This is a genomic window from Rhodococcus sp. Eu-32 (assembly GCF_003336925.1).
GTDB classification, from domain to species: Bacteria; Actinomycetota; Actinomycetes; order Mycobacteriales; family Mycobacteriaceae; genus Rhodococcoides; species Rhodococcoides kyotonensis_B.
This window is the reverse complement of sequence record NZ_QGNK01000001.1, coordinates 69692-93180: the sequence shown is the minus strand read 5'-3', so window position 1 is coordinate 93180 and position 23489 is coordinate 69692. Positions and strand designations below refer to the sequence as shown.

Here is a 23489-nt window from a genome sequence, read left to right as displayed (position 1 = left end):
CATCGATGCGGAACTCAGACCCGCAACCGCGGCAAGCCCCACTCTTTGCCGAGCAGTTCGTAGGACCGAAGCCGGTCCGCGTGATCGTGAGTGATCGTCGTGACCACCAGTTCGTCTGCGCCCGTCGCCTTCTGCAGACCGTCCAACTTCTCTGCGACAGTCGCAGCGGACCCGACGAATTGCGTCGCGACCCGATCTGCCACCAAAACCTGCTGCTCGTCTGTCAGCGGCTCTGCGGTCTTCGGGTCCGGATACGGGATGGCACCGTGGCCACTGCGAATGCTGTGCACCCACTGCCCGAACGACGACGCGAGATACTCGGCTTCCGAATCGGATTCGGCGGCCACGACATCTGCGGACACGACGACGTACGGTTCGTCGAGCGTCGCCGACGGCACGAACGCCGCACGATACGCCTCGACCGCCTCGAGCGTCGTTCCCGGACTGACGTGGTAGTTCGCGACGAACGGCAGCCCGCGCGCGCCCGCGACCTGCGCACTCTGTCCACCGCTGCTTCCGAACAACCACAGTTCGACGTCGGCGCCCGTACCTGGCGTGGCGGTCAACTGCACACCCGACGGCGTGCTGAAGTCACCGCGTAGGAAGTCGACGATGTCGCTCAGCTGGTCCTCGAAGTCGGGCGCTTCGGCATGAGGTTGCTGCAGTACATCGCCGGACGCACGCAGTCGCTCCGACAGGATCAACTTGCCGGATTGGAACGGCTTCGGGAACAGAGTCCCCTCGACGACTTTCTCCTCGTGCTCGGGCTCCGGCCTGTCTTTGCCTGCCAACGCTTCCGCGCGGCGTTGACCGGACCGGCCGATCCCCAGATCGATACGGCCCGGGTACAGCGCGTCGACGGTTCCGAAGGACTCGACCACCGACGCGGCCGTGTGATGGCCGATCTGCACGGCGGCGGATCCGACGCGAATCCTGTTGGTAGCAGCAGCGATCAGACCGACGAGAACGGCGGGTGACGAACTCGCCGCAGCCACGAAATGATGCTCCGCCACCCAATACCGTGCGTAACCCCACTCCTCGGTCTGCCGCGCCAGATCGAGAGTATTGCGCAGAGCCTGCTGAACAGTGGATCCCTCGCTGATCGGCGACAGGTCGAGTACGTTCAGCGGCACTCGCGTCACGCAGGGACCTCGAATTCCGGTGTTTTCTCCCCCGCTTCGACGGCCACGGTCAGCTTGTTCTCGGCAGGAGCGACCGGGCACGTCGCGTAATCGGTGAACGCGCACGGCAGATTCGACGCCCGGTTGAAATCGAGGGTGACGCGACCATCGGCGTCCGGATCCGCGACCGCGAGCGAACGGGACGCCGCGTAGGTCGTCACACCACTCGTGGCATCGGTGAACAAAATCTGCAACCCACCTCGTTTACCGCCGAATGCGACGAACTGCTGACGCTCACCACCCAACTCGAAATCGATGGTTCCGACGGCGGTGTGATGATGCTCCAAGCCTTCGACGACGGCTCCCGTCGTCACGATCTTCGCTTCCGGGTACGGGGTGAACGTGCCTGTGACAGTCCATCGTTCGGAGGGTGCGTAGGTCGGAATGCCCTGGAACGACCGTAGGTGAGGCGATTTCGGATCGTGCACACGCAACGCCACCGCCCCGGTCCGACGAATGACCTCGATGCGTCGGTCACCGTCCTCGACGAGAATGCCGGGTGCGCCTTCGACGGGCTCGAGCCGCTCGACGTCCAGACCCTCGATGTAGACGGCATCCGCGTCGGCCTTCCACCGACCGGGCAGGTCGGCGACTGTCTCGAATTCGTCCGTCAGCCAATACAATCCGGTCAGCGCGACCCAGCCGAGCGGGTCACGATAGTAGCTCTCCCGGTCGGTGTGCCAGGTGTTCCACTGAGTTTCGAAGCTGTCGGCAGGAGCGGAGCCTGCGGAACGACCCGGTTTGACCGTACTGGTCATGATGCTCGTACTCCTTCACGCTCGTCGGTGTCGTGCGGGTGGGCGAGGTTCAAGTGCTCGCGCAGCGTGGTGCCGCTGTACCCGGTGCGAAAGCTGCCACGTTCCTGCAGCAGCGGAACCACCCTGTCGACGAATTCGTCGAGGCCGGCGGGGGTGATGTGCGGGACGAGGATGAACCCGTCGCACGCGTCGTTCTGCACGTAGCTGTCGATCTCGGCTGCCACCTGCGCGGGAGTACCGACGAACTGCTGACGCGTCGTGACCTCGATGATCAATTCGCGAATACTGAGGTTCTTCGCCTCGGCGCGCTCACGCCAGTCGCGTGCGACCGCGGCGGGATCGGCATGACGGACCCGGCCCCGCGTGATGTTCACATCGTCGGTCGGGTCCTGTTTCGGCAGCGGTCCGTCGGGGTCGTATTCGGACAGGTCACGCCCCCACACTTGCTCGAGGAACGAGATGGCCGTCTGCGGCCCGACCTGCTGGTGACGGATGATGTCGGCACGCTCGTGCGCCTCGGCTTCGGTGTCGCCGAGAACGAACGTGGCCGCGGGAAGCACCTTGAGATCGTCCTGCGCTCGGCCGTACTTCGCCAGCCTGCCCTTCACGTCGGAGTAGAACGCCTGCCCGGCCTCGAGTGTTCCGTGCACGGTGAAGATCGCGTCGGCCTCGGCTGCGCCGAACTCGCGGCCTTCGTCGGAGTCTCCTGCTTGCAGCAGGACCGGATGGCCCTGCGGACTGCGCGGGACGGTGAACGCAGCGTCGATGTCGAACTGCTGCCCACTGTGCCGGACACGACCGACCGCGTCGCTGCGTCCGAAGATCCCGCTCTCACGGTCGACGACGAGGTCGTCCTCGCCCCAGCTGTCCCACAGTTTCCGTGCGACGTCGATGATCTCGCGGGCGCGGACGTACCGATCCTTACGGTCCAGGTAGCCGCCGCGGCGGAAGTTCTCACCGGTGAACGCGTCGGACGACGTCACCATGTTCCATGCAGCGCGACCGTTCGACAGGTGATCGAGCGTCGCGAACTGCTTGGCCAGTTCGAACGGTTCGTTGAACGTCGTGTTGATCGTGCCTGCGAGTCCGAGATGCGTCGTGACGGCGGCGAGGGCGTTCAACACGATCAGCGTATCGGGGCGCCCGACGACGTCGAGATCGTGGATTCTGCCCCGGTGCTCACGCAGCCTGAGGCCTTCGGCGAGGAAGAAGAAGTCGAACAGACCGCGTTCGGCCGTCTTCGCGAGATGCACGAAGGAGTCGAACTCTATCTGGCTCTTCGATGCCGGATCGCTCCACACCGTCGTGTTGTTGACGCCGGGAAAATGCGCACCGAGGTGAATCTGTTTTTTACGCTCGACCATCACAACGCTCCTTCTGCATAGCGGTTCACCGGACGAGACAGGCCGAGACGTTCCCTCAGTAGTCCGGACGCACGGTTCTCCCGCGGCGGCAATGCGGCGACCCCCGACGCCAGTGCAAGCGGGCGGAACGTGATGCCGTCGACGATTCTCGACTCGTCCACCTCGTTCAGCAGGTCGACGAGGCCGGCCGAATCCCCTACGTAGCGCACGGTGTCCGAGACGTACGGCTCCCACCTGTCGAGTTGGTCGACGTCCGCGGCAGCGGTGTCGGACACGAGTACGTCGACATCCAACAGCACTGCGACATTCTGTGGGTCCCGGCCCGCCGCGACGACGGCTCGCCGCACCCGCGCCGCGACGACGGCCGCCTCCGCTGTCGTCGGGGCGATGATGCGGACGACGTCCGCGCGGGCGGCTGCCACCGGCAGAGAGTGCTCACCTGTGAACCGAACGGTCACGACGGGCTGCCCCTGCGGGGACCTGGGTGTGATCGAGGGACCCTTCACCGAGAAGTAGTCACCCTCGAAGTCGATGTAGTGCAGCTTGTCTCGATCGATGAACCGCCCGGTGCTCTGGTCGCGGATCTCCGCGTCGTCCTCCCAGCTGTCCCACAGCCGCGTCACGACCTCGACCGCGTCGTCGGCTTCACGCCACAGATCGGCCGCATCCTGAACACCTTTGCGGCCGAACGCCTTCGCGTCGTCGACGCCGGGTGACACAGCGACCTCCCAGCCGGCGCGGCCGTGCGATGCGAAGTCGATGCTCGCGATCTGCTTCGAGACATGAAACGGCTCGGTGTGCGTGACGGTGACCGTCGGGATCAGTCCGATCGACGAGGTGGCTGCCGCGGCACGTGCTGCGATCGATGCGGCGTCGAGCTGGCCGAACGACGCGGTCGTGTGCGCCCCGCGTGCGAACGAATCCGAGATGAACGCGAAGTCGACGCCCGCACGCTCGGCGCGTTCGAGCAGTTCGGTCCAGTAAGCCGCGGTGAACAGGTCCTCTGCGCGAGAATCCGCTCGCCGCCAGGACGCCGGATGCCTGCCGGTGCCCTGCAATTCGACAGCAGTGAGGAAAGCTCTGTCAGGCATGAAGTGTCTCCTTGTGGGTGCCCGGTATCGCTGCCAGCAGTTCGCGCGTGTACTCACGCTGGGGTGAATCGAAAATTGCTGCGGTCGTGCCGTATTCGACGATCGACCCGGACTGCATGACCGCGACGGTGTCACTGATCTGGCGGACCACCGCGAGATCGTGCGAAATGAACAGGTAGCTGAGCCCCAGTTCGTCCTGCAGATTCGAGAGCAACGTCAGAATCTGCGCCTGCACGGATACGTCCAACGCCGACACCGGCTCGTCGAGAACGAGCAGTTCCGGATGCAGCGCCAACGCGCGGGCGATCGCGACGCGTTGGCGCTGGCCGCCGGACAGTTCGGCAGGTCTACGGCGCAGATAGTCGGACCCGAGCGCGACATGGTCGAGCAGTTCGGCTGCGCGCGTTGTTCTTTCCGCCGACGAACCGACCTTGAATGCGTCGAGCGGTTCACGCACGATCTGCTCGACGCTCAACTTGGGGTTCAGTGACGCGTACGGGTTCTGGTAGACGATCTGCACGCGGCGACGCAGCGCACGCAGCGAGGAGCCTTTCAGGGTGGACACCTCGGTACCGTCGAACTGCACGGAACCCGACGTGGGCGTCTCGAGACCGATGGAGATGCGCGCGAGAGTCGACTTGCCGGAACCAGATTCGCCGACGATGGACAGCGTCCGGCCACGTTCGACGGTGATCGACGCCGACTTCACGGCGTCGAGCGACACACCGCGGCCGATGCGGAACGTCTTGGACACATCGCTGACGGTCAGAATCGGATCTGACGACGGGCGAGCCTGCCGCACCTCGGTGCTCAGACTCGGCGCCGCGGCAAGCAACGACTTCGTGTACTCGTGCTTCGGGTTCGCGAGAACATCTGCGGTGCGGCCGGTTTCGACTATCTCGCCCTTGCTCATGACGACGAGCCGATCCGAACGGTCCGCGGCGACACCGAGATCGTGCGTGATGAGCAGAACGGCAGCGCCCGTCTCCGCGATCCGCGCATCGAGGTGGTCGAGTATGCGGCGCTGGACAGTGACGTCGAGCGCGCTGGTCGGCTCGTCGGCGATGACCAGTTCCGGCCTGCACGCCAGGGCAATTCCGATGAGTACACGCTGGCGTTGACCACCGGACAGGTCCTGCGGGTACTGCCGAGCGCGGACCTCCGGGTTGTCGATGCCCGCTTCGGTGAGGATACGGATCGCGTCGACCTTCGCGGATCGCTTGGTCGCAAGACCGTGCACGCGAAGCACTTCGGCGACCTGGTCGCCGATGCGGATGACCGGATTCAGCGACGTCGTCGGATCCTGCGGGACCAGTCCGATGTGCGCGCCGCGCAGACGATCGAGCGTCTTCTCCGACGCGTCGTCGATGCGGTCGCCGTCGAACGTGACCGTGCCTCCGGTGACATGTCCGGAGCCGGCGAGCAGACCGATGATGGCGTGCGCCGTCGTCGACTTGCCCGAACCGGATTCACCGACGACTGCGACGACCTCGCCCTTCTCGACGGACAGGCTGACGCCGCGCACCGCCGTCGACTCACCGTAGGAAACCTGGAGGCCCCGGACCTCGAGGATCGGGCTCATCGCTTTCCTCCTTCGATGGCGTGTCCGACGCGGTGGGCGGACAGCACGACGGCGACGATGACGAGGCCGGGAAGCGTCGTCATCCACCACGCCGTGGCGAGGAAGTTACGTCCCTCGGAGATCAACGATCCCCATTCGGGAGTGGGTGGCACCGCTCCGAATCCGAGGAAGCTGAGTGACGACACGGCCAGCACGGCCATACCGAATTCGACTGCGGCCAAAGCGATCACAGGCGCATAGCTGTTCCGCAGGATGTGGCGTCGGAACACGTCGTACCACCGCACGCCCGACGCGTATGCTGCCTCGACGTAGAGCGAACGCCTCACCCTGAGCACTTCGGACCGCATGACGCGGGCGAAATTCGCCACGAGCGAGACACCGACCGCGATGGCGACGTTGGTGGTGCCGAAGCCGAGCGCGGTCACCAGGGCGAGCGACAGTAGCAATGCCGGAATCGACAGCAGGACGTCGACAATGCGCATCAGTACGGCGTCGAGCACACCGCCGACGGCACCGGACAGCAATCCCATGAGAGAGCCCGCGACGAGGGCTATTCCTACGGCCAGCAGCGTCGCCGTCAGCGACAGTCCCGCGCCGTGCACGACGCGGGTGTACACGTCGCGACCGATGTTGTCGGTGCCGAACCAGTGGGCGGCGCTCGGGCCCTGCAGCTTGTCGGCGGGTACGCCCTTCAACGGATCGCCGCTCGCGAACACCGACGGGAACAGGGCGAACCCGACGGCGAGGAGCAGTACGACCGTCGACACCACGAGCCAGACGTTCTTCAGCCAAGACCGCGGCGAGCGGCGCCGTCGCGGGGAAGGAACCGGTGCCGTCGCCTCAGGTTCGGTCTCCTGGACCTCGCGAATCAAGATGTCAGACATCGGCTTTCTCCTTCACCGGCGACTCGGAGTTCACGGCGTCGGCCTTCGCTGCCGGCTTCTTGTACTCCGCGACGATGCGCGGGTCGATCAGCGGGTAGAGCACGTCGACGAGCAGATTGATCGCCACGAACACCAACGACGTCAGGACGACGATGCCCTGCACGACGGGAATGTCCTGCGCCATCACCGAGGTCTGCGTCAATCGTCCGACGCCTGCCCGGGAGAAAACTGTTTCGACGACCACCGATCCTGCGAGGAGGTTGCCGACGAGGACGCCCGCGATCGTGAACGCCGGAATCGACGACAGCCGGGCGACATGCTTGGTCTGCACGCGCAGCCGCGAGACGCCCTTGGCGCGAGCCGATTCGACGAACGGCTGCTTCCACGTGGTCGTCATGGACGTCGCGAGGACCTGAGCGATGACCGCGCCCGTCGGCAATGCCAGCGTGATCGCGGGCAGCACCAGCGACGAGAACCCCTGGTCGCCGAACGCCGGGAACAGTCGCATTTGGAACGAGAACAGTTGCAGCAGGAGCAGCCCGACCCAGAACGTCGGGACGGCGACCCCGAGTGGCGGGATCGACAACAGGATATTGCGCAACCATCCAGCGCGGGTGTAGGTCGCGAGAAACGCGACCGTGCCGCCGAAGATCACGGCCAACACCAGGGCGCTGAAGGCGAGCGCCAGCGTGCTGGGCAGCGCGTCGAAGATCGCCGTCGTCACCTTCTGCCCTGTGGCAATCGAGTACCCGAAGTCACCTCGGACAGCGCCGCTGAGCGAGTTCCAATACTGAACCCACACCGGCTGATCGAGGCCGTACCGCGCCTGCAACTCCGCGATCGCGGCCGCGTCGACCGGGGTGCCTGCTCCCCCGCCGTCGGCCGCGATGCTGACCGGATCGGACGGGAGCAGGAACAGGACGACGAACGAGATCGTGAACGCCGCCCACAGGACGACAACCGCCTGCAGTACACGCTGTGCGAGGTACCGGGTCATGACTACTGTCCGCTCAGCCAGGTGTCGAAGAACTGAAGACGGGCCGACGCCTCGAATTTCAGGTCCTGCACGGTCGAGCCTGCGCCGATTGCCTGCGACAACTCGATGGTCGGGATCCACAGGCCGTTGTCGAGCACCTGCTGCTGAGCGCGACCGATGATCTCGTTGCGCTCTGCGGTATCGGTGGTGGCCAGTTCCTCGGTCAGCGACGCGTCGAGATCGGGAATCGGGCCGCGTGCGTTCAGGTTTCGGCCGTCGACGGCGAACGACGTGCGCAGGATGTCACCGTCGGCACGCGTGCTGTTGTAGTACGTGGAGTCGTAGTCCTTGGTGCCCTGACGCGCGGTGGCCTCGGCATTCGAAACCAGTTCGAGCTGCAGATCGACGCCGACCTCACGCAACTGCTGCTGGGTGAGCTCGAGGATTGCCTGGTTACCGGCGAACACGGCACTGAACATGACCTTGAAACTCAGCTTCTGGCCGTCCTTTTCACGGATGCCGTCGGCTCCCGGGACCCAGCCTGCCGCGTCGAGTATGGATTTCGCCTTCTCGGGGTCGTAGGTGACGTCCGCGAGTTCGGTGTAGCCGGGAGTCCTGCTGGCCAGCGTGCTGGTTGCAGTCTTGAAGTCCGGGCCGAGAATGGTGTCGACGAGTTCCTGACGGTCGATCGCCGGAACGAGGGCCTTGCGCACCTCGGGATCCTGCAGCGCACCCCGAGTCACGTTGGGCTGGATGCCGAACGGCGTGCCCGGATTCGACGTCGTCAGGATCCGTCCGCCGGTGGCCTCGATCTGCGGGGCATCCTGTGGAAGCGCGTCGCTGATCGCGTCGAGCTGATTCGACGACAGGCTGCCGGTACGGACACCCGATTCGGGGACGACTGTGAATTCGATGGTGTCGAGGTATGCCTCACCGTCGTGGCCGAACACGTCCGAGCCCCAGTCGTATCCGGTGCGCTTGGCGAGCGTCACCGATTTGTCCTGCTGGTAGTCGGCGTACGTGAACGGACCGCTACCGATATTGCTGCCGTCGCACCGCGCCTCCGCCGGCTTCGCGACGGTGGCGAGCGACTGAATTCCGAGCTGCGGCGTCGACGTCGCCTGCAGGAACTGCGCATTCGGACCGTTGAACTCGATCTTCGCGGTGAGCGGGTCGACGACGGTGGTGCCGACGTAGCCGGACAGGTAGCTGCCGCCGAGCGGAGACTTCGCTGTGGTCAGGGTGTTCACGATCGAGTCGAAGTTGGCCTTGACCGCCTCGGCATCGACCGGCGTGCCGTCACTGAACGTGACACCGTCCTTCAGCGTGAACGTGAACGACGACGCGTCAGGGGCCACTTCCCAGCTGTCCGCGAGCCACGGCGTGATCTCACCGGTCTCGGGATCCTGGTCGGTGAGCGAATCGACGATCTGACGAATGACGTAGATCGTCTGATTCGTGCCCGACTGCGCGGGATCGGAGCAGGTCGGCGCACCGGACAGGCCGTAACGCAGCGTTCCGCCCGCCTGGGGCTCACCCGCGTCGGCGGTGCTGGACGACGAACCGCCACCGCACGCGGTCAAAAGGACACTGGCGGCAGCGATGGTGCCGATTCCCACCAGAACGGAACGTGAGGACACGTGGATACTCCGGATCTCGAGATGCGAGGACACCGCAGACATGGGTGTCCTGAATTAGGGAGGGGTGAAGATGCTCAGCCGTCGAGGCTCAGCGACAACAGCTGGAACCGCACAGACGACACAGGTCGACGTGAATGCGGCCCCAAGCAGTCGTGAACCCCGCGCTGATCGACCCAGCGTCGTGAGTGGCGTGCATCGTTCCTCCATCGTTCCCGGCGGTAGCACCCGCTCCCGACTTGTTCGGGGGGTTGCTGCGACGTCGTAGAGCCAGGTCTCTCGGTCGCTCTGGATGGTGTTGCGCTGGCAAGTGTACGACTACGTACGACACTTATGCCAATTGGGGCATTCCCTACGGAGTATTGGGGGATTCGAACAGCGGTAGCACTCCCCTCCCGAAATGCTCGGCTTCTTCGACGTGGGGGTAGCCCGAAAAGATGAACTCGTCGATGCCCACCGCCTGATATTCGCGAATCCGGTCGGCCACCTCGGCGTGACTGCCGACCAGCGCGGTACCGGCTCCCCCGCGCACCAGACCGTACCCCGCCCACAGATTCGGCCCGACCAGCAGGTTGTTTCGATCACCACCGTGCAGATCGAGCATGCGTCGCTGCCCCTCGGACGCGATGCCGCGCAATGCTTTCTGCCTGCGTGCGATGATCTCGTCGTCGAGCCCGGAGATCAGGTTCTCGGCAACCGCCCACGCCTCGTCGGCGGTGTCACGCGCAATGACGTGCAGCCTGATCCCGCCTCGGATGTCCCTGCCTCGGTCGTGTGCGGCCTTCTTGACGTGCGCGATCTTGTCGGCGACCTGACTGGGCGGTTCACCCCAGGTCAGGAACACGTCGGCCTGCGCGGCCGCGACATCGACGGCAGCCGCGGACGATCCACCGAGGTACACGTCGGGAAGCGGGACCGGCGGGTAGCCACTGAAACCGGCGCCGCTCGGCCGCTCGACGGTGTAGAACTCGGACGACGTCGAGACAGGCTTGCCGTCGCCGACGGCACGGGCGATTTCGAGGAATTCGAGCGCTCGACGGTAGCGGTCGTCCTTGCCGCGTGTGTCGCCGTACGCGCGCTGTTCGACGTCGTCACCTCCCACGACGACGTTCAGCAGTGCACGTCCACCCGAAAGTCGTTGGAACGTACTGACCATCTGCGCCGACAGGACCGGCTCTACGGCACCGGGTCGGAACGCGACGAGGAATTTCAGACGCGTCGTCGCCGCGATCAGCGCCGACGTGACCAACCACGCGTCCTCGCAGTGAGCACCCGTCGGCGTCAGCACCGCATGGAAACCGAGCCGGTCGACGGTCTGCGCCAGACGGGTCAGGTAGTCGAGCGACGCGTCGCGATGGCCGGAATCAACCACTGCTGCAGCGTTTTCTGCAATGCGCACTCCGTGCGACGTACCACCGAGGCGTTCGTCGTCGCCACCGGTAGGAAGAAACCACGAAAACTTCGGTGCCGTCCTTGTCACTGCCCACTCCGTCTCTTGCTGTCCGTCACTGCACACGCCAACGATCCGAGCAACATCAGCGCGCAGACCCCGAGCCCCAGAACGGCTGCCCGCCCGAAGTTCTCGCTGTCCGCAGCGAGAACGCCCAAGTAGATTCCGGGCACCGCGGCGAGCGAGATCGTCGCCGACAATCGTTGCGACAGTTGGAGAAAACCTGCCGCCACACCGTTCGCGCCGGAAGGTGAATACTCCAGCGTCATACCGCGATTGGGCGCGTCGACGAATCCGCTTGCGAGACCGGACAGTGCGGCGAGGACGACGAACGCCGGCACGGTGAATTCCCTGGGAAACAGAGCGATGACCATGATGTACCCGGCTACGACGAACAGCTCGAGCACGATGGCACCGACGACCGCGTTGCGTCCGAACCGCGCCACCACCCGCCACCCGAACGCCGAGGTGATCGCCATCAGCAACGAACTGCCGACCATGATCAGCGCCGCCTGCAAAGCCGGATAGTTCAACCCCTCGATGAGATACAGACTGAGCACCGCTTGCAGCGCGAGCACGGCGCCGAACCAGAACATCGCCACCGCGGTGCCGAGTGTGTAACCACGCGCAGAAAGCAGTTCCGGTAGCAGGACCGGGACGCCGCCCGATGTCGAGAAACTCCTCTCCCAGAACCAGAACCCGACGAGCGTGCCGACGGATGCGAGAACGAGCACCGTAGACACCACAGCCCCCAGTGACGACACCATCGGCAGCAACAGCAACAGCGTCGCTACCCCGAGAGCGAGCAGTCCGACGACATCGATGCTCGCCCCCGACCGACGCACCTGATCCTTGCGAAGTGCGAACAGCGCGGCAGTGAGAGTCACCACCGCGAACGGCACGTTGAGCACCAGCAACAAGCGCCATCCGATGTCGGCGTCGGCGACCCCGAGAACGATTCCGCCGAGGATCGGACCGAACAGGCCCGCAAGTCCGCCAGCAGTGCTGTACGCGCCCAACGCCTTCGCACGTTCATGCCCGCTGTACCGATCGGTGATGATCCCGAGCACCTGCGAACTGACGGTGCCTGCGCCGATCCCCTGACCGAGGCGCGCGGCCACGATCATCCACGGCTCGGCAGCGAACGCACCCAGCAATCCCATCACCGAGAACAGGCTCAGCCCGAACAGGAACAGCCGCCGTCGCCCGATCACGTCCCCGAGGCGACCCGCGGGAACGAGCGCCAGTCCGAACGTCAGCGAGTAGCTGGCGAGGATCCACTGCACCTCGGAGGTCCCGGCATCGAGCGACGACCGAATCGCCGGGACGCCGATGCTCAGAACAGCCGAGTCGAGAAGCGTCGTGAAACCCGCTGCAGCGCAAACGAAGACATCTTTGCCAGTTGCTACCCGGTCGGCTGGATCAGCCCGCAGCGCTGTTATCGGTCTCACCGGACGTCCTGCGGGACAGCGGCTCACGCAGCCCGAGATGGCCGCGCAGCGTCGTCGACGTGTATTCAGTCCGGTAGGACCCGCGTTCCTGCAACTCGGGCACGAGCCAGTCGACGATCTCGTCGAGACCACCCGGCACGATGTACGGCGAGATGTTGAATCCATCCGTTGCGCCTTCGCGTACCCACCGCGTGAGCTCGTCGGCGACCTGACCCGGTGTACCTGCGAAGCCGGACCTGGCCGTCGTCTCGATGGCGACCTGACGCAACGACAGGTTCTTCGCCTCGGCCAAAGCGCGCCACTCCCTTGCCAATTCGATCGGATCCTTGCCGTCGCGGAAAGCACCACGCGTCGCCGAGATGGGAGCCGGCACCGGATCGTCCGCGGGGAGCGGACCGTCGGGATCGAGATCGGACAGGTCGCGCCCCCACACGAGCCCGATGAGCGACAACGCCGTCGGCCCGGTGAACTGGCCCTCGCGGACCCACCGTTCCTTCTCTTCTACCTCGTTCGCGTTCTCCGCCAACACTATCTGGGTACCGGGAAGGATCTTGATGTCGTCCTCGGGACGACCTGCCTTGCGGAGGCGAGACCGAATGTCGTTCGCGAACGTCAACGCTTCGTCGAAATGCGTTCCGTGACGGGAGAAGATGACGTCGGCGTTGGCAGCGGCGAAGTCACGGCCCTGCGGCGAGTCTCCGGCCTGGAAGATGACGGGATGTCCTTGCGCACTCCGCGGGAGGGTGGCGTCGAGCTCGATGTCGAATTGCGACGTGCTCTGCTGCACCCGAGTCGGTTCACCGTTCTCCCAGGAATCCCAGATCGCACGCGCCGCCTGGATGAACTGGCCTGCCCGCTCGTAGCGGAGCTCGTGGTCGAGAAACCCTCCCCGGCGGAAGTTCTCACCGGTCCACGCGTTGTCGGTCGTGACGGCATTCCACCCTGCCCTGCCGTCGGACAGGATGTCGAGACCTGCAAGGCGACGCGCGAGGTCGCCCGGCTCGTTGTACGTCGTGTTCTGGGTCGCGACCAATCCGATGTGTTCGGTGATGCCTGCGAGCGCCGCGAGCTGCGCGATGGCGTCGGGACGCCCGGCGATGTCCAGGTCGAGGATCTTGCCCTGCTGCTCGCGCAGGCGCAGACCCTCACCGAGAAAGAACGCGTCGAACAGGCCCCGCTCGGCCGTCGCGATGATCTTGCGGAACGTCTCGAAGTCGATTTGCGAACCGCTCTGCGGGTCGGACCAGATGGTCGTGTGGTTGACGCCTTGGAAGAAGACACCGAAGTGCACCTGGGCGTCCGGTCGAAGGACACTCATGTTCAGACCCTCTCGTAACGATTGACCGGCCGGGCAAGACCGAGGTTGTCGCGGAACGTCGATCCTGGAACCGGGCGATGCGCGACGCCTGTCTGGAACAGCTCGGGCAGGACGTAGCGGATCAGCACCGGTAGGTCCTCGTCGACGACCGTCGGGAACAGCCGAACCCCGTCTGCTGTGGAAGCTAGATCGGTGAGCAGTTCCGTCAGGCCGGCTGCAGGACCGGAGTAGCTCGTTCGACCCGCTGCCGTTGCGGCACCGAGTGATTCGAGTCGCTCGGCCGCAGTTGCGTCCGCGGTGTCGAGCGCGACGTCGATTTCGACGACGGTGAGCGCGTCCGTCCGCGACGAGGGTGTCTCGCGGACGAGGACGACGTCGACGAGGTCGCGCTCGTCCTCCGTGCCGAACACGACGAGCTGTCCCTGCGGTGGGCGCGGCACGATCGCCGGGCCTTTCACCGAGAACGACTCGCCCTGGAAGTCGACGTAGTGCAGCTTGTCGCGGTCGAGGAAACGCCCGCTCGCGACGTGGCGGATGACAGCGTCGTCCTCCCACGAATCCCACAGTCGTCGAGCGACGGTGATCGAGTCTCGTTGCTCGCGAGTGCGATCCGCGTCGGACGTCATTTCGGGTCGGCCCCACGCGCGGGCCGCCGCCGGGTCGGTCACACGAATCGGGATCCATCCGGCACGTCCGCGCGACGAGTAGTCGAGCGTCGCAAGCTGCGACGACGTGTGGAACGGCTCGGCGTACGTCGTGCCGACGACCGGGACGAGTCCGATCGTGGACGTGGTCGCCGCGACGAACGAGGCGCGGGCGACGGCGTCGACCCTCGCGCGTACGTCGCCGGACGGCGGGAGGATCGAGTCGTCGAACGTGGCGAACGTGAAACCCGCATTCTCGGCGGCCGCGACGCGACGCGATAGCGTCTTCCCGCTGATCGTCCCGCTCGACGGCTGGTTCGCACGCCGCGCCGCGCGTGGATGAGCACCCTCTCCGTCCAACTCGATTCCGACGGCGAAAATACTCATACGAGAACCTCTTTCAGGGCCTTGGCTGCGGCGAGTGGTCGGCTCGGAATCCGCTCGCGTATCACGGGTGCGACGTCGGACTGGAACAACTCCAGGCTACGACGCTGCTGACGCGCGGGGATACCGTCGGCATCCGCGCTGAGATGGATGATCTCGTGACCGAACTGTTCGTGGTACCGACCGATCTTGTCGACCACCTGCTCGGGGCTGCCGATCAGCGCGGAACTGCGCTCGACGAGGTCTTCGAGGGAGTCGAAGACGACCGGGAGTCCAGCGCTGCGTTGCGCCGCCAGCCGTGCCTCGAACGTGAAACGGTATGCGGCAACGGCCTCCTGCGACGTCGCGGCGACATGGAAGCCTGCAGTGCCGGCGCCCACGAGTGCGTCCTCGGGACGACGACCGTAGTGCGCCCAGCGCTCACGGTAATGGCGAATCAGTTCGGCGTACGGCTCGGGCGGATTGGTGACGTTGGCGGAGAAGATCGGATCTCCGTGCCGTGCAGCCAGATCCACGGATTCCCTGCTTGTCGCACTGCCGTGCCAGATGCGAATCCTGGACTGCAACGGGCGAGGTAGAGCTTTCGCGTCGACGAGCGGAGGCCGGAAACGACCGGACCACGTGACGCTGTCGCTGTCCCACAACGCGCGAAACAGTTCGTAGCCTTCACGATTACGATCCCATTGATCCTCGGGTGTCACGTGAAACAATGCGGCCTGGGCACTTCCGTTGCCCTTGCCGATGATCATTTCGAGTCGGCCATCGGACAGGTTGTCGAGCGTCGAATAGTCCTCGAAGGCGCGCACCGGATCGAGAAGGCTCAACGTGGTTACGGCCGTGAACAATCCGATGGTCGACGTGCGAGCAGCGATGTTGCTCAACACCACCGGTGGCGACGCCGAGATGAACGGATCTTCGTGACGCTCCCCCACGGCGAACCCGTCGTACCCCAGCTCTTCGGCGAGTACCGCGGTGTCGATGACTTTCCGGAATCGCTCCGCCGGGCTCTTCTTCTCACCGGAAACAGGGTCCGGCCGATGCGACACGAGGCTCATCAGCAGAAACTTCATGCGACACCCTCGCAGACGAGAAGCTTTTCGAACGGGTGTGGGCCGACGTCCTCGGCCGGGATCGACCGGTCGTACAGCGGCGTGTATCCGGCGGACAGATACAACGCGACAGCTTCCGGTTGCCGCCACCCCGTCGTCAGGTAGATGCGGGAGTATCCACGCTGTGTGGCGATGCGCTCGAGTTCTGCGACGACGAGTTTGCCGAGACCACGTTTGCGGTGTGTCGAGGCGGTCCAGATCCGCTTCAGCTCGGCGGTCGTGGCGTCGTACTGCCGGAACGCACCTCCTGCGACGGGTTGGCCACCCGAGATGGCGACGACGAGAGAGCCGCCCGGTGGGGCGAATTCCTCCGCCGGATAAGAGCGAAGTTCGCTGTACTGCTCACCGGGAGTGCGGCCGTAGCGCGTCGCATATTCGAGCGCGAGTTCCTCGATCAGCGGTGCGGCGAGCGGGTCGTTCTGGTGCACGGCCACGAATTGCAAGGCGAGCTGATCTTCCGACGTCGTCAAGTGCGGTTCCTTCCATCGATCCTGGCAGGAGCACCCCCACGCGCACGGCGTGATGGTTGCTGCGACGTCGTCGAGCCAAGGTCTCTCGGTCGCTCTGGATGGTTGTGTTCAGTTGTACGAACCGGGCACGACTGTATTTCATTCCCGATCGCTAGGAAACATCGCCGCCGTAACGCACGCCCAGACGGAACAGCTCCGGCGTCGATCCTCCGTCGACCAGATCGGCAACCAACTCACCGATTGCAGGCGCGAATTTGAACCCGTGGCCGGAGAAGCCGGCGGCAACCGTGAGATGTCCGACGCGATCGACGACGAAGTTCGAATCGGGAGTGGTCGTGTACAGGCACGTCAGAGCGTCGGCGGAGTCTGCGTCCACGCCCGGCAGCCAGCTTCTGGCGTACGCCTTCAGCCGTTCGATCCCTTCGAGGCCTGGGGTGAAGTCCCTGTCGTCGGGGTCCACCACCGGACCGGTTCCGTGTTCGCCGATCTTGATCCCTTCGACGCCCTGCAGCCCGTAGATTCCTTCGGTGCGGAGTTCTGCACCAGGATGGTGGATGAAGCTCGGCCAGTCGGCGTCGACAGTAGGCAGAAAATGTGCAGGTTGTTCCTGCGTGGTGACGAGCGTGGGAAGGTCCACCCGGCTGCCGAGAACTTTCGACGACCATGCGCCTGCTGCCACGACGACGTGGTCGGCTTTGTAGGTCCGAGAGTTCGTGGACACGTCCGACGCGGTGATCTCCCGCACCGGGCTTCCGTAATGCACAGCGGCACCGGCATTCCGGGCCGCGACGACGAAGGCGTCGACACTTCCGTCCGCATCCAACCGTCCGGCATCGGGATGATGCAGGACGGTCGTGTCGAACGCCAACCCGGGCCAACGCCGCCGCGCCTCGTGCGGGTGCAGAACTTCGGCAGCAAGCCCAGCGCGCGCCAAGGCATCTGCCCGGGGCGACACGGTAGCGGGCAAGCCATGGTCAACGGCACCCGTCAGTGTGAGAAGTTCGGTGCCGGTACTGTTCTCGAGTTCACGCCACAGCGTGTGAGCGCGTGACGCGAGCGATACGTAGAAGTCGTCGGCGTAGGCGTGTCGAAAGATACGCGAACTGCCGTGTGACGCACCGTTCTTGTGGCCGGGCTCGAACTGCTCGAGCAGGGTGACCTGGTGGCCTCGGCGCGCGAGAATCCACGCCGATGCTGTTCCGATCACGCCACCGCCGACGACTACTACTTTCATGCCTGGGTCTAGCCAGCCTTACGGGGCAGGCCCTGCGGGTTGATCACGGACTCGGTGACAACCTCGTCCTTCAGCCCCCAGCGGTCGATGACCTTCTGGTAATCGCCGTCCTCGATGGCGTGGTTGATCGCCTCCTGGATCGCGACGATCAGACCGTTGTCCTTCTTGGTGGTCACGGCGATTTCGCCTTGCAGGGCGTCGCCCGCACCGGACACCGTGCCGATGATCTTGCTGTCACCGCTGGTGGCCGCGTGGTAGACGGCGGACGGGTTGGGTCCGACGTAGCCGTCGATGCGCTTGGACGACAGCGCAAGGTAGTAGTCGGAGGTGTTCTGGTAGTAGGCGATCTCGGCCGGCGCGAGACCCTCGGCGATGTTGGCTTCGTTCCACCCGACCAGAAGTTGTTCCTGGTTGGTACCGGATCCGACACCGATTTTCTTGCCTGCGATGTCCTGACGGCCGTTCACGACCCAGTCCGTGTCCTTCTGAGTCTCGAAGGCGAGGTTGTCGAGACGGTACGTCGCGAAGTCGTACTTGTCCTTGCGCTCCTCGGTGACGGTGACGTTGGAGATGAAGACGTCGTTCTCACCGGAGTCGATCTTGACGAAGTTCTGCGCCCAGTCGGCGACGGTGATCTCTGGCTTCAGACCCAGAATGTCGGCGATGAGGATGCCGAAATCCACTTCGGAGCCGACGACGGTCTTGTCGTCGGTCGCGTAGAAGCGCAGCGGCGGAGCGGTACCGGCAGTTCCAGCAATCGTCAGGACGCCCGAATCACGAATGGACTGGGGAACTTTCGCCGCGATCTCGTCGACCTTGTCGGCGTGAACGCGGGTGGACTGCTCCGGTGAGAGGTCGAAGGTCTGACCGTCCTCGGTCACCACCTCCGACTCGGCGGTGGGTTCACTGCACGCGGTGAGCGTCAGTGCAGCAGCGGAGAGGGCAGACGCGAGGACGAGGAGTCCCCGGTTGAATCTGGGCATGGCTTTTCCTCGAGTTCAGAGAACGTGGGCGAGGAACGCTTTGGTGCGCTCCTCTCGGGTGTTGTCGAAAAGTTCCGTGGGCGTGCCGCTCTCGACGATCTGTCCGCCGTCCATGAAGACGACCGTGTCAGCGATCTCCTTGGCGAAACCGACCTCGTGCGTGACGATGACGAGTGTCGCGCCTTCACGAGCGAGCCCCCGAATGACTTCGAGAACCTCGCCGACGAGTTCGGGGTCGAGCGCCGATGTGGGCTCGTCGAACAGAATCACTTTGGGGCGCAACGCGAGTGCCCGGGCGATGGCGACGCGCTGCTGTTGGCCGCCGGACAATCTGCGCGGGTAGTCGTGCGCCTTCTCTTTCAAGCCAACGCGTTCGAGCAGAGCCAGAGCTTCGGGCTCGACGTCGGCGCGCCTCCGCTTCTGCGCCGCGATCGGTGCTTCGATCACGTTCTCGAGCACGGTGAGGTGCGGGAACAGATTGAAGTTCTGGAAGACGAAGCCGATTTGCGAACGCTGCTTCAGGATGTCCTTGTTGCTGAGCTCGTGCAGTTTGTTGCCCTTGCGGCGGTAGCCGACGAGATTGCCGTCGACCCTGACCGTGCCCTGATCCACCTTTTCGAGGTGGTTGAGGGTGCGCAGCAGCGTGGACTTACCGGATCCGGACGGGCCGATGATGACGGTGACCTCGCCCGGGCGAACGACGAGGTCGACACCCCTCAGCACTTCGAGCGGTCCGAACGACTTGTGTATGCCGCGGACTTCGACGGCGTACTTCGAGTTCTCCGGTGCGGCGGTCATCGGGTTGCTCCCCGAGGCGCGAGGGTGATCTCGGCGAGCCGCTTGCGTATCTTCTGGACCGGTGTCAGAGGGATGGTGCGCACCGCACCCTTGGCGTAGTGCCGTTCTACGTAGAACTGGACGACCGACAGGATCGACGTGAGGATGATGTACCAGATGGTCGCGACCATGAGCAGCGGAACGACCCGCCCGTTGCGGCCGTAGATGACCTGAACCTGGTAGAACAGCTCGGCGATGGCCATGACGGACACGATCGAGGTGCCCTTGAACAGGCTGATGACCTCGTTGGCGGCGTTCGGGAGGATCCCTCTCATCGCTTGTGGCAGGACGATCTTGAAGAATTCGCGACGCTTCGGAATGCCCAGTGCAGCAGCCGCTTCCAACTGGCCTTGGTCGACGGAGATGATGCCCGCCCTGACGATCTCGGCCGAGTACGCAGCCTGGTGCAGCGCGAGACCGATGATGGCGGCCGTCGAACCGCTGATCACGTTGTTCACGTCGAACTCGAAGAACGCGGGACCGAACGGAATTCCGAGCGTGAGAGTTTGGTACAGGTAGGCGATGTTGAACCAGAACAGCAACTGCACAATGAGAGGAATCGACCTGAACGCCCAGATGTAGAACCAGGAGATGACCTGCAGCACAGGGTTGTTCGACAGGCGAGCCACGGCGAGCGCGATGCCGATCGCGATCCCGATGAGTGTGCCCCAGAACGTCAGCTGAATGGTCAGCCACAGCGCGGACATGACGGACGCCGCCGTGAAGTACTGAGCGAACGTTCCCCAATCCCATCCCGGGTTGGTCGCGAGGCCGTGGAGGAACTGCGCGACCAGCACGAGGACCGCGATGCTGACGACCCAGCGCCACGGGTGCCACTTCTTGGCGACGACGAGGTCTTCGTCGTCTATCTGCGGTTCGGCCGACGCGGGCCGAGCTTGCAATTGAGTCACCGAAACAAGCTTTCTGGTGGAGGTGTGGTGTGTGGCGGGACTATCTGCAGGTACAGCTACAGGCGCCCACGCGGCACAGGTCGACGTGCAGGCGTCGCCGCATTGCCCGTCGCTGACACAGTGCGCTACTCATACTCATGTTCGTCCTCCATCGGTCCTGGCGGTAGCACCCACACCTTCCGTGAGGAAGGGGGTTGCTGCGACGTCGACGAGCCAGGTCTCTTGGTCGCTCTGGATGGTGACAGGAATGTATTCGGTACCTAGTACAGCCGTCAAGTCTCCGGTTTTCGATTGCATTGCGGCGCTTGAGCTTCGACTTCGAATCACGGTGATTCGAACTCTTGCGGGTTTCGACCGTTCGCGTCCGGCCGCGCACCTTCCAGCAAGCGCGCAGGTTGCAACGTGCGCGTGCGCTGCAACCTGCGCGGGCGACGTAGTGGGCGGCCTCCCTTGTATTCGAACGCATGTTCGATTATCGTAGTGGGCATGGGAATGCCGGGGGGCGTTGATAATTCAGGCGAGGCGGACGCGATCCGTCGTGCCGCCGACGCGGAGGCGTCGGAACTGTTGGCGACGCTCGCCAGCAATCGCCGCGCCGAGAACATCGCCGCCGCAACGATGGTCCACAACCTGCACGCCCTGTTCGAGCTCCGCTTCTGCACCGAAGCCGACATCCACGAATCCGGCGACGGCGAACCCGACATCGCACTCGCCAAACGTACCGTCCAGTGCGAGGCGTCGGTCGCCTTGTCCTTGTCGCGCACCGTCACCAGCGACATGATGACCATCGGCGAACAGCTCGCCTGGCGACTGCCCGCAGTCGACGGCGCTTTCACCGCAGGCGATATCGACTACCCTAGGGTCCGCACCATCGCCCTGGTGCTCGAGAAGGCATCCGACGATACCGTCCACGCGATCGAGGACGACGTCCTCGCCACCGCACTGCACACCACCGTCGGCCCCCTCCGCGACCGCATCTGGAGCCTGTGGATCGAACACGACCCCGACGAGGCCGCAGCAGCGCGTAAGAAAGTCGAATCCGAAGAACGACGCGCCGACGTCATTCGAGGCGACGACGGCATGGCCACCCTCCGCGCCAGAATGAGCAGTCTCGAGGGCGCCGAAATCAACGCCGTGCTCGACGAACTCGCAGGCACCGTCTGCTCCCGCGACCCACGAACGAAGAAGCAACTCCGTGGCTACGCCGTCATGGCTCTCGTCTACCGCCAGGACTTCATCGCCTGCATGTGCGAAACCGACGTATGCCCGGTCAACGGACAGCAGGAGCATCACTCCAAGCGACGTCCACACCTGTTGCAAGTCACCGTAGACATCGAAACCCTCCTCGGACTCACCGACCGACCCGCAACCCTCAGCGACGGCACCATCCTCGACCCCGACACAGCCCGACGGCTCGCTGGCGACTCCCGACTGCAGATGATTCTCACCGAACTCATCGAGGACATCCGCGCGGAAGAAGGACACGGCAACAAGGCGGACGAGTCTGCAGACGACACGGCCGAGGATGTCGACTCCGCGGTGGCGCAGGAAGAACATTCGGGCAGCGAGCGTGCGGGAAGCGAGAATGCTTGCGGTACAGACGAACCCGATGACACCGCGGCCGCCGACCACGAAAACCCTAGCGCAGCTGAAGATGTCGCCGAACAGACAGCTCACCACTCGACCGACCACCGACCCATTGCCTACCGCCCGATCAAACGCGGCCGAATCCATCCGGTCGGGCCTCTGAGCGCAGCGCTGATCCCCTGCACCACCTCCATTTCCCGCTCACTCCCGCGTGCGGTACGCCGGCGCCTACGCCCAGGCCGCGATGTCGCTCTTTCCGAGATGATTTCGCGGTTTCTCGATGCCGCAGCCGCAGACCCCGCACTCGCGAAGGGCATTCACCCCGACGGCCACGGTGGACACACCGAACCGCCACCGGGAGCACTGACCTACCGACCCACGGCAGAACTCGTCGCACTCACACGCGCGACGTTCTCCACCTGCACATTCCCTGGGTGCAGTGTGCCCGCAGCAGCCTGCGAGATCGACCACATCGTTCCCTTCGACCACACCAACCCCCGAGCAGGCGGCTGGACCATCCGCGCCAACGTCCAGCCGCTGTGCCACTTCCATCACCAAGCCAAGACCCTGAAGCTCTGGGCCGCAGCACGACTCGCCGGCGACGCCATCATCTGGACTTCGACCTCAGGACTGCAACGCATCACCCCGTCGAACTACGGCACCGTCCTGGTCCCGGACACCTTCGTACACAATCGGAAACCACGCCCACTGCCGGCCACTATCGAAGACGAGCGCTCTGCGGCAGTTCTTGTCGTCGATGAGGAGAGACCGACGGAACCACCACCGGACGACGAACCCTCCGACGAACTTTACGAACCCACCTGGTGGGAACAGAACATCACCGACACCGACACCGACTGGGGCCGGCTGTTGAACCCCGAGACGGTGACGAACGTGCCGACACTCGGCGACATCGCACGCGCCCGCACTTCACAGGAACGCGACGACGCCGTCTACCTCCGCGAACGATTCCTCGAACACCGCGCCATCGTTACCGCCCGCGAGAATTACCGACCACCACCGTTCTGATTCGCGTGCCGGGTCAACGTCCACGCGACAACGCCGCACAGCAGGATCGTCACGACCGCTGCGAGAGCCTGCTCGTCGTAAGCGGGGGCGTCGCCCACGAACGAGCTCACCGTCCGGTTGTCGGCAGCCGTGATCGCCGTCCACCCGTAGTGCTCAGCGAACGGCACGAACAACAGAAGCGGCCCGAGCACCGCTCAGCCAGCGTCGACCCGACCAGTACGCCACCCGAGATCATGGCAATTCGACCGCTCCAAAAGTTCACGAAACAATTAGACGCTGGATGATTGCAAACCTTCTCGCCGGTCTTCTCACGCGACATCATCGCTACATGGCACCCACAACAGAAGCGTGGCAGTGGCAGCTCGACGCGGTCTGCCGCGGCGCCGATTCGGAAATCTTCTTCTCACCGTCGGGTGAGGGCCGCACGGCTCGTCGGCAACGAGAGGATGCCGCGAAGGTCGTGTGCAGGACATGCCCGGTCATCTCGCAGTGCCGCCAGTTCGCTCTGGCCGCGGGCGAACCGTTCGGAGTGTGGGGTGGCATGACCGCCCGTGAGCGCTCACTGCAGCGCGCGCAGTCGAAGAAAGCCGGATAGCGCACAATGGTGAG

At 64.6% G+C, this 23489-nt stretch carries 21 protein-coding genes and 3 riboswitches; of the genes, 2 read left to right on the top strand and 19 right to left on the bottom strand.

What is annotated here, in order from left to right:
- Positions 1-14 precede the first annotated feature (14 nt).
- The 18 genes from DK926_RS00485 to DK926_RS00400 all read right to left on the bottom strand — a co-directional run bounded on the left by DK926_RS00485 (position 15) and on the right by DK926_RS00400 (position 20255).
- Entirely contained in the window at positions 15-1142 is a 1128-nt protein-coding gene (locus DK926_RS00485) for an LLM class flavin-dependent oxidoreductase (RefSeq protein ID WP_114327894.1), read from the bottom strand.
- Entirely contained in the window at positions 1139-1939 is an 801-nt protein-coding gene (locus DK926_RS00480) for a DUF1684 domain-containing protein (protein ID WP_114327893.1), read from the bottom strand. The genes DK926_RS00485 and DK926_RS00480 overlap by 4 nt, the downstream gene beginning before the upstream one ends.
- A complete protein-coding gene (locus DK926_RS00475; RefSeq protein WP_114327892.1) occupies positions 1936-3303 on the bottom strand; it encodes an NtaA/DmoA family FMN-dependent monooxygenase in 1368 nt (455 codons plus the stop codon). Before DK926_RS00475 ends, DK926_RS00480 begins: the two co-directional genes overlap by 4 nt.
- Entirely contained in the window at positions 3303-4394 is a 1092-nt protein-coding gene (locus DK926_RS00470; RefSeq protein ID WP_114327891.1) for an LLM class flavin-dependent oxidoreductase, read from the bottom strand. The genes DK926_RS00475 and DK926_RS00470 overlap by 1 nt, the downstream gene beginning before the upstream one ends.
- Positions 4387-5976 carry an ABC transporter ATP-binding protein gene (locus DK926_RS00465; RefSeq protein WP_114327890.1) on the bottom strand — a complete coding sequence of 530 codons (1590 nt, stop codon included), beginning with the start codon at positions 5974-5976 and terminating at the stop codon, positions 4387-4389. The genes DK926_RS00470 and DK926_RS00465 overlap by 8 nt, the downstream gene beginning before the upstream one ends.
- Entirely contained in the window at positions 5973-6860 is an 888-nt protein-coding gene (locus DK926_RS00460) for an ABC transporter permease (RefSeq protein WP_114327889.1), read from the bottom strand. Before DK926_RS00460 ends, DK926_RS00465 begins: the two co-directional genes overlap by 4 nt.
- Positions 6853-7857 carry an ABC transporter permease gene (locus DK926_RS00455; protein WP_114327888.1) on the bottom strand — a complete coding sequence of 335 codons (1005 nt, stop codon included), beginning with the start codon at positions 7855-7857 and terminating at the stop codon, positions 6853-6855. The genes DK926_RS00460 and DK926_RS00455 overlap by 8 nt, the downstream gene beginning before the upstream one ends.
- Positions 7858-7859: 2 nt before the next feature.
- Positions 7860-9476: an ABC transporter substrate-binding protein gene (locus DK926_RS00450; RefSeq protein WP_114327887.1), complete on the bottom strand. Its 1617-nt coding sequence runs from the start codon at positions 9474-9476 to the stop codon at positions 7860-7862.
- Positions 9477-9676: 200 nt separating this feature from the next.
- A riboswitch (SAM riboswitch) is annotated at positions 9677-9772 on the bottom strand.
- A gap of 53 nt (positions 9773-9825) precedes the next feature.
- Complete coding sequence (locus DK926_RS00445; protein WP_114327886.1) at positions 9826-10953, bottom strand: LLM class flavin-dependent oxidoreductase; 1128 nt, start codon at positions 10951-10953, stop codon at positions 9826-9828.
- Positions 10950-12374 carry an MFS transporter gene (locus DK926_RS00440; RefSeq protein ID WP_114327885.1) on the bottom strand — a complete coding sequence of 475 codons (1425 nt, stop codon included), beginning with the start codon at positions 12372-12374 and terminating at the stop codon, positions 10950-10952. The genes DK926_RS00445 and DK926_RS00440 overlap by 4 nt, the downstream gene beginning before the upstream one ends.
- On the bottom strand, positions 12346-13692 hold the full coding sequence (locus DK926_RS00435; protein ID WP_114327884.1) for an NtaA/DmoA family FMN-dependent monooxygenase: 1347 nt from the start codon (positions 13690-13692) through the stop codon (positions 12346-12348). Before DK926_RS00435 ends, DK926_RS00440 begins: the two co-directional genes overlap by 29 nt.
- Positions 13693-13694: 2 nt before the next feature.
- Positions 13695-14723 carry an LLM class flavin-dependent oxidoreductase gene (locus DK926_RS00430; RefSeq protein WP_114327883.1) on the bottom strand — a complete coding sequence of 343 codons (1029 nt, stop codon included), beginning with the start codon at positions 14721-14723 and terminating at the stop codon, positions 13695-13697.
- Complete coding sequence (locus tag DK926_RS00425; RefSeq protein WP_114327882.1) at positions 14720-15790, bottom strand: LLM class flavin-dependent oxidoreductase; 1071 nt, start codon at positions 15788-15790, stop codon at positions 14720-14722. The genes DK926_RS00430 and DK926_RS00425 overlap by 4 nt, the downstream gene beginning before the upstream one ends.
- The gene (locus DK926_RS00420; protein WP_114327881.1) at positions 15787-16299 is read right to left on the bottom strand and encodes a GNAT family N-acetyltransferase; all 513 of its coding nucleotides are present in this window, start codon (positions 16297-16299) and stop codon (positions 15787-15789) included. The genes DK926_RS00425 and DK926_RS00420 overlap by 4 nt, the downstream gene beginning before the upstream one ends.
- Before the next feature lie 9 nt (positions 16300-16308).
- Positions 16309-16404: riboswitch (SAM riboswitch) on the bottom strand.
- 46 nt (positions 16405-16450) lie between these two features.
- On the bottom strand, positions 16451-17533 hold the full coding sequence (locus DK926_RS00415; protein ID WP_114327880.1) for an FAD-dependent oxidoreductase: 1083 nt from the start codon (positions 17531-17533) through the stop codon (positions 16451-16453).
- Between the two features lie 8 nt (positions 17534-17541).
- Entirely contained in the window at positions 17542-18516 is a 975-nt protein-coding gene (locus DK926_RS00410; protein WP_114327879.1) for an ABC transporter substrate-binding protein, read from the bottom strand.
- Between the two features lie 15 nt (positions 18517-18531).
- Positions 18532-19314 (bottom strand): amino acid ABC transporter ATP-binding protein, encoded by a 783-nt coding sequence (locus DK926_RS00405; protein WP_068421967.1) that lies wholly within the window; start codon positions 19312-19314, stop codon positions 18532-18534.
- The gene (locus DK926_RS00400; protein WP_114327878.1) at positions 19311-20255 is read right to left on the bottom strand and encodes an amino acid ABC transporter permease; all 945 of its coding nucleotides are present in this window, start codon (positions 20253-20255) and stop codon (positions 19311-19313) included. The genes DK926_RS00405 and DK926_RS00400 overlap by 4 nt, the downstream gene beginning before the upstream one ends.
- 154 nt (positions 20256-20409) lie before the next feature.
- Positions 20410-20506, bottom strand: a riboswitch (SAM riboswitch).
- Between the two features lie 244 nt (positions 20507-20750).
- On the opposite strand from DK926_RS00400, the gene DK926_RS00395 reads away from it, so the two are divergent.
- Positions 20751-22880: an HNH endonuclease signature motif containing protein gene (locus DK926_RS00395; RefSeq protein ID WP_243636571.1), complete on the top strand. Its 2130-nt coding sequence runs from the start codon at positions 20751-20753 to the stop codon at positions 22878-22880.
- Here DK926_RS00395 and DK926_RS00390 read toward each other — a convergent pair.
- A complete protein-coding gene (locus tag DK926_RS00390; RefSeq protein ID WP_125833352.1) occupies positions 22859-23047 on the bottom strand; it encodes a hypothetical protein in 189 nt (62 codons plus the stop codon). The genes DK926_RS00395 and DK926_RS00390 overlap by 22 nt on opposite strands.
- Positions 23048-23208: 161 nt before the next feature.
- On the opposite strand from DK926_RS00390, the gene DK926_RS00385 reads away from it, so the two are divergent.
- Positions 23209-23475, top strand: coding sequence for a WhiB family transcriptional regulator (locus tag DK926_RS00385; RefSeq protein ID WP_114328589.1), 267 nt, complete (start codon positions 23209-23211; stop codon positions 23473-23475).
- Positions 23476-23489: the final 14 nt, after the last annotated feature.